We start from the raw sequence: 13,927 nt of genomic DNA, 5'->3' as shown, positions 1-13,927 counted from the left end.
AGAACGTCATCGTGCTCCGGCAGGCGCCATCGATGTCCCGTACGATCTCCGCGGCCGGGCTCGGCGCCGTCGGCGGGATGGTCACCGAGTACCTGTTCGATCCCGAGCTCGGCCGGACCCGCCGTGCTCGGGTCCGCGACAAGGGCGTCCACCTGACGCACGAATTCAGAAACGCCGGCAGAGCCGTCGTCTGCGACGTCGCCAACCGGAGCCGGGGGGTCGTCAAGAGCATCCGCTACCGCACCGGCGGACGGGACGTCGACGACGAGGTTCTCCACGAGCGTGTGCGCGCCGAACTGGGCCGTTACGTCCGCCACCCGCACGCGGTGGAAGTCCGCGTCGAGAGCGGCCGGGTGACCCTCACCGGTGACCTCCTCGAGAAGGAGAGCCGCCGGGCGTGCCGGGCGGTGGCGTCCATACCCGGCGTCAAGACGGTGAACGCGAACTGGACCACCCACCGCGATGCCACGGGAGTGCCCCGGTTGCAGGGAGAGGGCGGGCCGCGGGGACCGGTGCCCGAACTCCTCCAGCAGCGGTGGTCGCCGACCTCCAGGTTCCTCACCGGCCTGGCCGCCGCACTCGTCTGGTCGCTGTCCGGACGGCTGCCCCGGCCGCTCGGCTACCTGCTGCGCGCCGGCAGTGCCGTACTGGCGCTCCGCGCCGCGACGAACCTGCCGCTGAGGCGTCTCACCGGGATCGGAGCAGGGCGTCGCGCGATCGACATCCAGGACGCGATCACGGTGAACGCGCCGCCCCAGGAAGTCTGGCCGCTGCTGAGCGACTACAGCCTCTTCACCCGTTTGATGCCCGACGTGCTGGAGGTACGACGCTCCGCCGATGGCCTGCGATCCCACTGGTCGGTCGCGGGGCCCGCCGGGGTGCCCATCCGTTTCGAGGCCGTGGAGACGATGCGGGAAGAGGGCCGGAGGATCGCCTGGAAGACCGTCGAAGGGCAACTGATCGCCCATACCGGCACGCTCGACCTGACCCCGGAGAACACCGGCCGGAGCCGTATCCGGGTCCAGCTCACCTACAACCCGGTGTTCGGCGCGGTCGGTCACGCGATGGCGGTGCTCTTCGGCGCCGATCCCGCACACAAGCTGCAGGAGGACCTGCTCCGACTGAAGTCGGTCATCGAGGCGGGCAAATCACCGGTCGGCGCCGGCCCGCGCGCCTGAGCCCCGTGCCGACGGCCGCAGGTATCCCGTCACGTGGTCGATCATCTCGACAACCGCCGCACCGTTCGAGGACCCCATGGTCATGATGGGCTCAGATGTTGGGCGGTGCGGCACTGATATCCGAGAGCGCCGAGGACGGATCTCCCTCCAGTGCCAGGTCACCGAGCGAGACGACGCCCACGGGTCGCCCCTCCTCGACCACGGGGATCCGGCGAATCGCCTTGTGGCGCATGAGGTTCAAAGCCTGGGTGGCGTCCTGGTCAGGGGTTACGGTGGCCAGGCCGGAACTGCTGCAGCACGCGCCCACGGGCGTTTCGGTCAGGTCGCGGGACTCCGCGACCGCGCGGACCACGATGTCCCGGTCGGTCACCACACCGTAAAGCCGGTCATCTTCTGTGACCAGTACATCCCCGATGTTGTGCTCACGCATGAGCATGGCCGCTTGCACGACGCTGGCATCTCTGGGGACGGTGACCGGAGCGGGGGTCATCACTTCGCGTACCAGCTGTGACATCTTCCGCCCTCCTGCTCATCGCCTGCCTGCGCATCGGCCGGGTGATGTCCATCGTGGTGCCCACGGCCTCGCCGAGGCGTTGTTCGCCCTAACCGGTTCACAGATCGATCACGTCGTTCCAGATCTGGGTCGGCAACGGCGCAACGCTCTGTGCTACGCCTACCCCACGCCCCCGCTTCGAACCCGTCACCCGGCCTGGCGGGGGCGCCACCTTCTGCTGCGGCACGTCGCCTTCGGCGGCACGGAAACGCTCTCCCGTTCAGGCCCGCGGCCCGCGATCGGGCGACGGTCGACCGCCCGCGCCCTTTCACTCCCGTACAGCGAAGATCAAAGACGGGATGTGTTGGGAAATGTTGGGTCTTGACGGGCGGTCATACTACTGTAAAGGTTCTTTTCAGAGAGCGCTCTCACGTCTCCTCCACCCCCCAGAAGGACTGCCGTGAGACTCACCGTGCTGACCGGCGCGGCGGTGTTCGCCGCCGTGCTCGCCTTCCCCTCCGTGTCCGCGCACGCCGCCCCCTCCCCCGTCCCCCCGTCTGATCCCGGCGCCGCCTCCGGCGGCACCGCGGCGACGATGCAGCAGGCGTTGCAGCGCGACCTGCGCCTGACCCCCGAGCAGGCGCGGGTCCGCCAGACGCACGAAGCCGCGGCGGCGGCCGTCGAACGGCGGGTCCGCGCCGAACTCGGCGACCGCTTCGCCGGCGCCTGGTACGACCCCGCGCAGCAGCGCCTGGCCGCCGGCGTCCTGGACGCGGGCGATGCCGAGCGCGTGCGCCAGGCGGGCGCCGTGCCCGTCTCCGTGAAGCGCAGCGACAGGCAACTGAACGCCGTCAAGGCCGCGCTCGACCGCGCCGCCGGCGCCGCGGGCGCCGGCGTCTACGGCTGGTACGTCGACCCGGCCGCCAACGCGGTCGTCGTGTCGGCCGCCGACCAGGCCACGGCGGCGGGATTCGTGCAGGCCGCGTCCGCCGACGCCGCGGCGACGCGGATCTCCGTCGCCCAGGCCCCCCGCCTCGTTTACGACATCCGGGGCGGCGACCAGTACGTCATCAACGGCAACGTGCTGTGCTCCGTCGGGTTCTCGGTGAACAACGGCGGCTTCGTCACCGCCGGGCACTGCGGGCGCGCCGGCAATCCGACGCTGGGATACAACAACGTCGCCCAGGGCACCTTCGCCGCCTCGTCGTTCCCCGACAACGACTACGCCTGGGTGCGCACCAACGGCGACTGGACGCCGCGCCCCTGGGTCAACAACTACGGCGGCGGCATCGTCTCGGTGGCCGGCTCCCAGGAGGCCCCCGTCGGGGCGTCGATCTGCCGCTCCGGGCGCACCACCGGCTGGCGCTGCGGGGTCGTCCAGGCCAAGAACGTGACCGTGAACTACTCGGGCTCGCTGGTCTACGGGCTCACCCAGACCAGCGCGTGCGCGGAGGGGGGCGACTCGGGCGGCGCCTACATGTCCGGCGACCAGGCGCAGGGGGTCACCTCCGGCGCCGCGGGGAACTGCTCGACCGGCGGCACCACCTTCTTCCAGCCGGTCAACGAGATCCTCGGCGCGTACGGCCTGAGCCTGACCACCACGGGCGGCGACACGAGCGCGCTGATCAGCAGTCTCAACAACAAGTGCATCGACGTGCCGGGAGCCAACTTCAGCGACGGCGTGCCGCTGCAGATGTACACCTGCAACGGCACCAACGCGCAACGGTGGACGTTCACCGGCGGCACCCTGCGCACGCAGAACAACCTGTGCATGGACGTGGCCTGGGGGTCCAGGGACAACGGCGCCGTGATCCAGATCGCGACCTGCAGCGGCAACCCCGCTCAGCAGTTCGTGCTCAGCGCGGCCGGTGACCTGGTCAACCCGCAGTCCAACAAGTGCGTCGACATCGACGGCTGGAACCCGAACGACGGCGCCCGGCTGATCCAGTGGGAGTGCCACGGCGGCGCCAACCAGAAGTGGCGGCGGGGCTGATGCCGGTGATCCAGCTTCGCCGGATTCTCGCCGCCGCGACCGCCCTCCTGCTCACGGCGGCCTGCCTGATCCTCACCGCGCCCGCCGCGTCCGCCGCCGTCTGGCAGCCGAAGACACCGCCTCTGTCCACGCCCTGGACCGCCCAGGTGTCCCCCGCCAACGCCCTGCCCGACTATCCGCGTCCCCAGCTCGTCCGACCCGAATGGCTCAACCTCAACGGCGTGTGGGAGTTCGCCGGCGCGTCCACCCTCGACTCGCCCCCGATCGGCCGGACGCTCGCGGAGGGCGTGCTCGTGCCGTACCCGATCGAGTCCGCCCTGTCGGGGATCAAGCGCCATGAGGACAGCATGTTCTACCGGCGCGCCTTCACCGTCCCGTCCGGCTGGACCGGGCGCCGGGTGATGCTCAACTTCGGGGCGGTCACCTGGGAGACCCGGGTGTGGGTCAACGGCACCCAGGTCGGCCGGCACACCGGCGGCTACGACGCCTTCTCCTTCGACATCACCTCCGCCCTGCGATCCGGGGACAACGAGCTGATCGTCGGGGTGTCCTCGCCGATCGACGGCAGCACGTTCCCCATCGGCAAGCAACGCCGTAACCCGAGCGGCATCTGGTACACCGCGTCGTCGGGCATCTGGCAGACGGTGTGGCTCGAACCGGTGAACGCCGCGCACGTCACCCGGCTCGACACCACCCCGGACGTGTCCGCAGGGGTCCTGGACCTCGTCGTGCAGGGCACCGGCGACCAGGCCAGGGCCGAGGTGCTGAGCGGCGGAACGGTCGTCGGCTCGGCCACCGGCGCGGTCGGCGCGCACATCCGCGTCCCCGTCCCGAACGCCCGCCTGTGGTCTCCGGACGACCCGTTCCTGTACGACCTGCGCGTCGCGCTCACGGGGAACGGCGGCGGCGACGTCGTGACCGGCTACTTCGGCATGCGGTCGATCGGCAAGGCGGTCGTCGGCGGCGTGCTGCGCCCGGTGCTGAACGGGAAATTCGTGTTCCAGCTCGGCACCCTCGACCAGGGCTACTGGCCGGACGGGATCTACACCGCGCCGACCGACGAGGCGCTGCGCTTCGACCTGGAGCGGCAGAAGGCCCTGGGCTTCACGATGGTCCGCAAGCACATCAAGGTCGAACCCGCCCGCTGGTACTACTGGGCCGACAAGCTGGGCCTGATGGTCTGGCAGGACATGCCCTCGCTCGACGCGGTGGACGACACGCCGGAGCGCAGCCACGCCAACTACGAGTCGGAGCTGCGCAGGATCGTCGAGCAGCTCAAGGGCATCACGTCGATCGTGATGTGGATCCCGTTCAACGAGGGCTGGGGCGAATACGACAACCAGCGCATCGTCGACCTGGTCCGATCCGTCGACTCGACCAGGCTGGTCGACCACGACTCCGGGTCGAACTGCTGCGTCTCCGACCCCGAGCCGACCAACGGCGACGTGATCGACGACCACTGGTATCAGGTCCCCGGCGAGACCGACACCCGGCTCCCCTCGGCCACCCGGATCGCCGTGCTCGGCGAGTTCGGCGGCCTCGGCAGGCGCGTCCAGGGCCACGAGTACCAGCCCGGCGCCGGGTTCGCGTACGGCGACCTGTACCCGGACGAAGGGTCGCTGACCAACCGCTACGTCGAGGTCACCAGGCAGGTGGAACGTCTCGTGCACTCCCGCGGGCTGTCCGCCTCGGTCTACACCGAGCCGTACGACGTGGAGAACGAGGTCAACGGGTTCTACACCTACGACCGCCGGGTGCTCAAGATGACCGAGTCGCGCGTACGGGAGGCCAACCGGCACCTGCTGGCGGTCGCGGCGGGCACGGACGTCCCCCGGGGCGAGCTGGTGTCGTTGCGGGTGACCACGCCCGGCTACACCGGCCGCTACCTGCGCCACCAGGACGGGCTCGCCCGCACCGACGTGATCGACGGAGCGAGCGCCGACCTGGCCAAGCAGGACGCGACGTTCTGGACGCGCCCGGGCCTGGCCGACTCCTCGTGCGTGTCGTTCGAGTCGCGCAACTTCCCGGGCGAGTATCTGCGCCACTCGGACTACCGGCTGCGCAAGGACCGTCAGGACGGCACGGCCCTGTTCGCGGCCGACGCCACGTTCTGCCCGCGCGAGGGGCAGGGCGGGACCAGGCTGGAGTCCTACAACCTGCGCGGCTACTACGTCCGCCACTACAACGAGCTCGTCTACGTCGCGAAACAGGGCGGCGCCAACCCCTGGGACGCCGCCGCGAGCTTCACCGCCGACACCACGTGGGCGGTGACCGTGCCCCTGTGGCGCAGCGGCGCCGACCTGCCGCTCGACCAGGCCCGATCGCTGCGGGTGACCACGCCGGGGTTCACCGACCGTTACCTGCGGCACCAGAACGGCCTGGCCCGCACCGACGTGGTCACCGCCGGGAGCGAGGCCCTGCTGAAGTCCGACGCGACCTTCGTCGTACGGCGCGGCCTGGCCCAGCCGACCTGCTACTCGCTGGAGTCGCGCAACTATCCGGGCCGCTACCTGCGGCATTCCAACTTCCGGGTCCGTCTGGACGCCCCGGACGGCAGCGACCTGTTCCGCCGCGACGCCACCTTCTGCGCGCAGCCCGGCAGCGCCGCGGGGAGCGTACGCCTGGCGTCGCTCAACGAACTGGGCGCGAGCGTCCGGCACTACGCCGAGGAGGTCTGGGTCGCCTCCAGCGGCGGCGCGCATCCCTACGACAACCCCGCCTCGTACGCCGAGGACGTGAGCTGGGCGGTCACCGCCGCCTGGGCTCCGTAACCGCGGAGGGGAGCCGTCGTGCGGAGGACCTCCGCACGACGGCTCCCCCGCGCCTCACCCGGCCACGGGGGTGTAGACGACCAGGTGCAGATCGGGGTGGTCGGCGGGGGCCAGCCGGTGGTGCTCGAAGCGCACCGTGCCCGCGACCGGATGCCTGAACACCCGCTCGCGGGAGGTGAAGCCCTCGACGTGATGGCTCTGCCAGGCGTCGCGGAACGGCTCGCTGACCCTCAGCAGGCGCTGGATGACCGGCGAGCGGGCCAGGTCGCCGAGGCGCGGCCCGGCCTCGGCACGGAACTCCGCGAGGAACCGGCGGCTGGTGGTCTCCCAGTCGGGCAGCAGGTCGCGGACGTAGGGGTCGGTGAAGACCAGCCACAGCAGGTTGCGCTCGTCCGGCCCGGCCGTGGCCACGTTCGGATACAGCGTCGTGTAGGCGGCGTTCCACCCGCAGATCGTCCAGTCCGGGGCGATGGCGTAGGACGGGAAGCCGGCGAGCGCGTCGAGGAGGCGCTGGACGTGAGCGGGCGCGGCGTGCGCGGACGGCTCGTCGGGCCGGCTGGGACTCGGGGCGTATCCGGCCAGGGAGAGGACATACGAGTGCGCTTCGCCCGCAGGAAGCCGCCCAGTTCCGTCCGCCGCTGTGGTGCCGTTCCCATGGGGTCAGGGTAAGTGCTGGTAGCAGAAGTACTAGCAGCGCCGCTGTCTTCGCCCCGTCTCCGTGCGCCGCAAGCATGGGGGCATGCCACAACTGAGATCACGTACGGTCACCCACGGACGGAACATGGCCGGAGCGCGTGCCCTGATGCGCGCCTCCGGTGTGCCGAGCCGGGACATCGGCGTCAAACCGGTGGTCGCGGTGGCCAACAGCTTCACCGAGTTCGTCCCCGGCCACACGCACCTGCAGCCGGTGGGCCGCATCGTGTGCGAGGCCATCACCGGCGCGGGCGGCATCGCACGGGAGTTCAACACCATCGCGGTCGACGACGGCATCGCGATGGGACACGCCGGGATGCTGTACTCGCTGCCGTCCCGGGACCTGATCGCCGACTCCATCGAGTACATGGTCCAGGCCCACTGCGCCGACGCCCTGGTGTGCGTCTCGAACTGCGACAAGATCACGCCGGGGATGCTGATGGCCGCGCTGCGGCTGAACATCCCCACCGTGTTCGTCTCCGGCGGCCCCATGGAGGGCGGGCGGGCGGTGCTGGCCGACGGCACGGTTCGCACGCGCCTGGAACTGGTCACCGCGATGTCCGAGGCGGTCAACCCGGCCGTGTCCGACGCGGACGTCGCCCGCATCGAAGAAGCGGCGTGCCCCACCTGCGGCTCGTGTGCGGGGATGTTCACCGCCAACTCGATGAACTGCCTGGTGGAGGCGCTCGGCCTGGCCCTGCCCGGCAACGGCTCGACACTCGCCACCCACACCGCCCGCCGCAGGCTGTACGAGCAGGCCGGACGTACGGTCATGGAACTGACCGCGCGCTACTACGACAAGGACGACGCCTCCGTCCTCCCCCGGGCCATCGCCTCGCGGGCGGCCTTCGACAACGCGATGGCCCTGGATCTGGCCATGGGAGGCTCCACCAACACCGTTCTCCACCTGCTCGCCGCGGCCCACGAGGCCGAACTCGACTACACCCTGCGCGACATCGAGGCCCGCTCACGCATCGTGCCGTGCCTGTGCAAGGTCGCCCCCAACAGCCCCTACCTGATGGAGGACGTCCACCGGGCCGGCGGCGTGCCCGCCCTTCTGGGCGAGTTGCACCGCGCCGGGCTGCTCCACGAGAACGTGCACGCCGTCCACGCCGAATCGCTCACCCAGTGGCTGGCCACCTGGGACATCAGGGGCGAGGCACCCGCGCCCGAGGCCCTCGATCTCTTCCACGCCGCCCCCGGCGGCGTCCGCTCCGCCACCGCCTTCTCCCAGTCGGCGCGGTGGGAGTCCCTGGACACGGACGCCGCGGGCGGCTGCGTCCGCGACGCGGCCCACGCCTACACGCCCGACGGCGGGCTGGCGGTCCTGCGCGGCAACCTCGCCCCCGACGGCGCCGTGGTCAAATCCGCCGGTGTCCCCGACGGCATGCGCGTCTTCACCGGGCGCGCGGTGGTGGCCGAATCACAGGAGGAAGCCGCGGAAGCCGTCCTGTCCGGCAGGGTGACGCCGGGCAGCGTGCTGGTCATCCGCTACGAGGGCCCGCGCGGCGGCCCCGGGATGCAGGAGATGCTCTACCCCACCGCCTACCTCAAGGGCCGCGGCCTCGCCGACGTGTGCGCCGTGGTCACCGACGGCCGCTTCTCCGGCGGCAGTTCCGGCCTGGCGGTCGGCCATGTCTCACCCGAGGCCGCGGCGGGCGGTCCCCTCGCGCTGGTCGAGGACGGCGACGTCATCAACGTCGACGTCGCCGCACGCACCCTCCACGTCCGGGTGCCCGACGCGGACCTCGCCGCCCGCCGTGCCCGGCTGGAAGGCGACACCGGCTATCGGCCCCAGGGCCGTGAACGGCGCGTCTCCACGGCCCTGCGTGCCTACGCGGCACTGGCGCAGTCCGCCGACACCGGAGCGGTGCGACTGCTCGAGTGAGCGCGCCCCGCCGGCCGGTGCCGGCGCGCGTCCTTCGCGTACCCCCGCGCTACGGGGAGCTGCGGCCCTCCAGGCCCGCGATCGCGATCGTGCCGGAGGTGCCGCGCAGGCCGAAGCCGTAGCGGAAGCCCTCACGGGCCTGCGGGGTGGCGAGCGTGCCGCCGATGTCCGCCGTACGCAGCGGACGCCACTGGCCGCCCGTGTAGGCGAAGGAGGTGATGGTGTCGCCGGACAGCACCAGCGCGAACCTGTCGCCCGGCTTCAGGCTCAGCGGGGCGTCGCCCGGCGTGTCCAGGAACCGGCCGCCGACCCGCACGTTGATGCCCGACTGCTTGCGGGTGTTGTTGTACCAGGCGGTCACATAGGTGCCCGCGTCCTTGACCCAGCCGACGAACACGCTGTCCTCCGGGCTGCCGGTGCCGGCGAACGTCCCGGCCGTGACCACGCTGACCGCGTCGGCCGACGAGAGCCCCGCCGGTCCGGCGGCCAGGCCGAAGAACGGCTGAGTGCCGCTGCCCGCGAACCGGCCGCCGCCGGCCGTGACCACCGGCAGGGCCTCGCCGCCCTCGGGTTTGTAGAGGGTGTAGCCCGCCGAGGTGTCGGTGCCGAAGTCGTCCTGCGCCTCCGTCTTGCCGTAGGCGTCCGGGTCGAGCCCCACGGTCACCTGGGCGTAGGGGCTCACGGCCCGCGCCGACCCGTCGTACTCGGCGACCGCCCGCACCGGGTGCGCGCCGGGGCGCGGCGCGGTTCCGGCGGGCGGCGCGACCCGCCAGCGCACGGTGAACTCGCCGCCCGGCCGCACCACCGGGGTGCGCGGACTGCCGACCGGCTCGGCCGACCAGCCCGGCGGCACGGCCAGCGACGCCGTGACCCGGGTGGCGGGCGTGCGTCCCCGGTTGGCGAAGGTGGTGGTCACCTCCGCGGGCGCGCCCGCGTGCGCCTGCCCGGCGACGGCCACGTCCACCGTGGTGTCGCCCGCGGCGGGCGACCAGGCCTGCAGTTCGGTGACGCCGACGTACGCGCCCGGCGGGTTGCCGAACACCAGCCGGATCCTGGTCGTGGTCAGGGCCGGGAACGTGACGCGGTTCAGTGCCGCGCCGACGGGCCGTTCCGGCGTGCGGGTCTGGTCCGGCACCTCGCGCCAGGCCGCGCCGTCCCAGAACTCCAGCCGGTACGACGCCGGGGCCTTGACCCCGCCGCCGTCGTCGTAGGCGTAGAACCGCACGTCGCTCACCCGGGTCGGCACGCCGAAGTCCACGCCGAGATGGTCCTCGGCGTTCGGGGAGCGGTAGTTGGTCCACCGGTTGTGCGGGATGTCGTCGTAGAAGATCCGCCCGTCCACGGCGTCCCACACGTTGTCGATGCCGTTCGTGTACGACGCGAACGGCTTGGGGTAGCCGGTGCCGTACGGATTGGCGGCGTCGTCGCTCGGCCGCGAGGACCGGTCGGGCGCCACTGCGGCCGGCACGCGGGCGGTCAGCTCGCCGACCGTGGCCCGGCGGGCGGCCGGCCTGCCGTCCACGTAGACGCGCATGCCCGCGCCCTGGCCATACCTGCTGCCGTCGCGGTCCCACAGGACCGTCACGTTGTGCCCGTGGTAGGGCACGTTCTCCAGCGCGAAGTAGTCCCACCCGGCCGGCACGAGCGGATTCAGCACGACCCTGCCGTCCGGCTGCGGGCGCAGCCCGATCAGGCCGCTGATCACCAGGTCGTTGAAGGTCGAGTGGTTGTAGTGCTCGCTGTGACCCCGGGAGTCGTAGATCCAGCGCGGCTCGTCCGGATGGTGCGCCTCGGCGACGTACGGGTGCCCGTCCTTGTACTGCGTGAGCGCGTAACCGCGCAGCACGGCGTAGTAGTCGGCGGCGGTGATCACGTCCTGGTCGTAGTCGTCCAGCAGGTTGGCCATCGCGGTCAGCGTCGTCGAAGTCGAGTAGGGCCAGCTCGGCCCGTCCCAGCGGCAGCAGCCGCTCAGCGCGTCCCGCATGAACAGCGGGCTGCGCCGCTCCGCGGTGGTCGGCCCGTACGGCGCGGCGAACCCCTGCGGGTCGAGCAGTTGCGCCCACGCCTTCTCCGTGCCGGGCTTGGCCATGTCGAACGCCCACGGCACGAACCCGATCTGCTCGCGGGTGGACACCAGTTTCTGCTGCGGGTCCAGGTCGGCGCGGGCCTTGTGGTAGAAGAAGGACCGTTGCGGGTCCCACAGGTAGCGGTGCAGCGCGTCCCGCAGCGACGCCGCCCGCTTCTCGAACTTCTCGGCCAGGGCCTTGTCGCCACCTATGTCCGCGATGGCCGCGATCGCCTTTGCGTCGCCGTACTGGTAGGCGTTCAGCGTCGGCCGGTAGCCCGCGCCGCCGTGGTAGGGATCGGCCGGGTCGGTCTCGTAGGAGGAGGCGGTGTACTCCATGGCGTCCCACACCGGCACCGACCAGTAGAGCCCGAGCTTCGCGTCGTACTGGCCGCCCCACTTGTCGTACTGCCGGACCAGGTCGGGCAGTAGTCCCTCGACGAAGGACGCGTCGCCGGTCACCAGGTAGCGCTGGTAGGCGGCGTCGGCCGCCCACCAGGAGTACTGGTGTGCCCAGTCGTCGGTGTCCTTGTTGACGTAGTCCTCCTTCGGCTTGGGGCCGGCGCCCGGTCCCTGCAGCCAGTAGGTGAGGTAGTCGTCGATCGGACGGGTGTCGCGCAGCCAGCGCCCCTCGTACACATGGTGACCCGCGGCGGCGACGATGCCGCCGAGCGGGGCGGAGTATCCGGGCGGGTTGTGGAACTCGGTGACGACGTCGCCGGTCGCGGAGTCGGTGTAGCGGATGTGCCGCTTGTAGGTGCTCCAGCGGTAGTAGTAGACGTCCTGGATCTCCCGGTCGGGCACCTCCAGGAACGGGATGTTGGCCTTGTACCACTCCGGCTCGGCGTAGCCCGACACGAGCGCGTCGTGGTCGAGGAAGGCGGTGCCCCTGCCGACCTCGGGGTACGCCGCGGGCGGCGTCTGGGCGTGGGCGGCCTCGGCCGGGGCTGGCGTCAGGGCGGTCGGCGCGGCCAGCGCCGCGAGCGTCGCGAGCACCGCGACGGCGTGTCTCATGGTCACCTCGGGACGTTCTCAGCGTTTTCAGGGGGTAGCGCAGGGTGACGGCAGGCGAAATCGCTCAGATTCGATCGCACCTCACCAGGAAGCGCGACCGATTCTGATCGATGTTGCACAGTCTTGACCAGGTGTGGATGAAAGGCAATAGCCGTGCGATCACGGGTCAGCGCGAGAAGCGGCCGCGGGCGGCGAGTTCGATCGTGACCACGACGGCCGCCGACTCGGCGGCGAGCAGGGCGACGAGGACCGCGAGCTGTACGGCTCCCGCGTGCACGGGGTCGGAACCGGCCAGCATCATGCCGACGAACGCGCCGGGCAGCGTGACCAGGCCCACGGTACGGGTCTGGTCGAGCGCGGGCACGAGCGCCCGCGCGGCGGCCGGGCGGCAGATCTCCAGCGCCGCGTCCCGAGGGGAGAGCCCCAGCGCCAGCGCGGCCTCGACCTCCCCGCGCCGCTGCCGCAGTTCGTCGAGCGCGCGGTGCCCGGCGAGGGAGGTCGCGGTGAGGCATCCGCCGAGCAGGATGCCGGTCACCGGGATCAGGGTGATCCCGCGTGTCGGCAGGACGCCCGTGACCAGCATCAGGACCACCACCGGCGCCGTGCCCGCCGCGATCGGCACGGCGGCCCACCAACCGGCCCGCCCCCGCGTGATCCGCCGGCCGGCGGTGCCGCTCGCCACGCCGTACATGACGAGCAGGAACAGCACCACGGCGGGCAGCAGCCCGATCGCCCACCCGATGACGAGGGACACCAGGGCGAGCTGGACGGCGGCCCGCCCCGCGGCGGTCAGGACGGCCATGGCGTGGCCGGACCGGCCCAGGGCGGCGACGGCGGCTCCCGCCAGCGCGAGCAGCGCCATCACGACGCCGAGCATCGGGGTCACCGGAAGCATCGTGTTCACAGCCCGATCCTCCCCGCGCCCTCGCGCCCGGCGCGCCCCGGGGGTCGTCCCTCGGGCCGCACGGCTGAGAAACTGCGGACATGAGCCACAGCCATGACGAGGACCCCGCGTGCGCGACCGCCCACGGCGAAGCGCTGCCCGAGGAGGCGAGGCGGACGCTGGTCGCGGTGTTCGCGTCTCCGGTGGCGAATCACCTGCTGCGCTTCGGCGCTGAGCTGGGCTTCCGGCCGATCCTGCTGGAACCCGACCCGGACCGCGGGCTCGGCGGCCTCCCTGCGGGCTCGGTCCCGGTGGTCAGGGAGGTGGGCGACCACCTGGACGGCACGGCCGACGTGGTCGTCACCGACCACCACCGCGCGGAGATCGGGCCGATACTGCGTGACGTTCTCGGCAGCCCCGCGCGCTGGATCGGCGTCATGGGCAGCCCCCGCCACCCGGGCCCGCACGTGCGGGCGCTGACCGAGCTGGGCGTCCCGCCCGAGGAGATCGCCCGCGTACACCGCCCGATCGGGCTCAACATCGGCTCCCGTACGCCTCCGGAGATCGCGGTGGCCACGCTCGCCGGCCTGATCGCCGACAGGAACGGCAGGCCCGGCGGCTTCGCGCACTGACGCTCCGCCAACGCACTGACTCCCCGCCACACACAGGGGGCACCCCCGCGGGTGGCGGGGGTGCCCCTGCACGCTCCTCCTGGTCAGGAGCGCGTCATCACGGTTGCACCGGTCAGGAGGCGCTGCACGTCAGCGTCGGCGTCTCCGCGCTGCCGTTGGCGACGAACCCGAAGGTGGTGGTGCCGCCGGCGGACAGCGTGCCGTTCCAGGACTCGTTGCGCACGGAGACCGAGGCGCCGGAGCCGGACTTGACGCCGCCCCACAGCTGGGTGATGGACGGGGAGCCGGACCAGCTCCAGTTCACGGTCCAGCCCCTG

Annotated in this window: 10 protein-coding genes; 5 read left to right on the top strand and 5 right to left on the bottom strand. The window is 71.8% G+C overall.

Going from position 1 to position 13,927, the window contains the following annotated elements; genetic code table 11:
• The first annotated feature begins 32 nt into the window (after positions 1-32).
• Positions 33-1,178, top strand: a complete 1,146-nt coding sequence (locus tag Msi02_RS33855; protein ID WP_204051934.1) for an SRPBCC family protein — start codon at positions 33-35, stop codon at positions 1,176-1,178.
• A gap of 91 nt (positions 1,179-1,269) precedes the next feature.
• Here Msi02_RS33855 and Msi02_RS33850 read toward each other — a convergent pair whose 3' ends face one another.
• Positions 1,270-1,692: a CBS domain-containing protein gene (locus Msi02_RS33850; protein ID WP_204051933.1), complete on the bottom strand. Its 423-nt coding sequence runs from the start codon at positions 1,690-1,692 to the stop codon at positions 1,270-1,272.
• Positions 1,693-2,131: 439 nt separating this feature from the next.
• Here Msi02_RS33850 and Msi02_RS33845 point away from each other — a divergent pair, with 439 nt between their 5' ends.
• Entirely contained in the window at positions 2,132-3,664 is a 1,533-nt protein-coding gene (locus Msi02_RS33845; RefSeq protein ID WP_204051932.1) for a ricin-type beta-trefoil lectin domain protein, read from the top strand.
• A complete protein-coding gene (locus Msi02_RS33840) occupies positions 3,664-6,435 on the top strand; it encodes an AbfB domain-containing protein (protein WP_239108970.1) in 2,772 nt (923 codons plus the stop codon). Before Msi02_RS33845 ends, Msi02_RS33840 begins: the two co-directional genes overlap by 1 nt.
• 54 nt (positions 6,436-6,489) lie before the next feature.
• Here the strand turns inward: Msi02_RS33840 and Msi02_RS33835 are convergent, their stop codons facing one another.
• Entirely contained in the window at positions 6,490-7,017 is a 528-nt protein-coding gene (locus tag Msi02_RS33835) for an MmyB family transcriptional regulator (protein WP_204051985.1), read from the bottom strand.
• 157 nt (positions 7,018-7,174) lie between these two features.
• Here Msi02_RS33835 and ilvD point away from each other — a divergent pair, with 157 nt between their 5' ends.
• A complete protein-coding gene (gene ilvD, locus Msi02_RS33830) occupies positions 7,175-9,016 on the top strand; it encodes a dihydroxy-acid dehydratase (RefSeq protein ID WP_204051931.1) in 1,842 nt (613 codons plus the stop codon).
• Positions 9,017-9,065: 49 nt separating this feature from the next.
• Here the strand turns inward: ilvD and Msi02_RS33825 are convergent, their stop codons facing one another.
• The gene (locus Msi02_RS33825) at positions 9,066-12,095 is read right to left on the bottom strand and encodes an MGH1-like glycoside hydrolase domain-containing protein (RefSeq protein ID WP_239108984.1); all 3,030 of its coding nucleotides are present in this window, start codon (positions 12,093-12,095) and stop codon (positions 9,066-9,068) included.
• Between the two features lie 166 nt (positions 12,096-12,261).
• Positions 12,262-12,990, bottom strand: coding sequence for an ABC transporter permease (locus Msi02_RS33820; RefSeq protein WP_204051984.1), 729 nt, complete (start codon positions 12,988-12,990; stop codon positions 12,262-12,264).
• An 89-nt stretch (positions 12,991-13,079) separates the two neighbouring features.
• Here Msi02_RS33820 and Msi02_RS33815 point away from each other — a divergent pair, with 89 nt between their 5' ends.
• A complete protein-coding gene (locus tag Msi02_RS33815; RefSeq protein WP_204051929.1) occupies positions 13,080-13,610 on the top strand; it encodes an XdhC family protein in 531 nt (176 codons plus the stop codon).
• Between the two features lie 112 nt (positions 13,611-13,722).
• Here the strand turns inward: Msi02_RS33815 and Msi02_RS33810 are convergent.
• Positions 13,723-13,927, bottom strand: a 205-nt coding sequence (locus Msi02_RS33810; RefSeq protein WP_204051928.1) for a cellulose binding domain-containing protein, incomplete at its 5' end; no start/stop codon positions are given.

The sequence above is a fragment of the Microbispora siamensis genome, assembly GCF_016863095.1.
GTDB lineage: Bacteria > Actinomycetota > Actinomycetes > Streptosporangiales > Streptosporangiaceae > Microbispora > Microbispora siamensis.
This window is presented reverse-complemented; position numbering and strand designations above follow the sequence as displayed.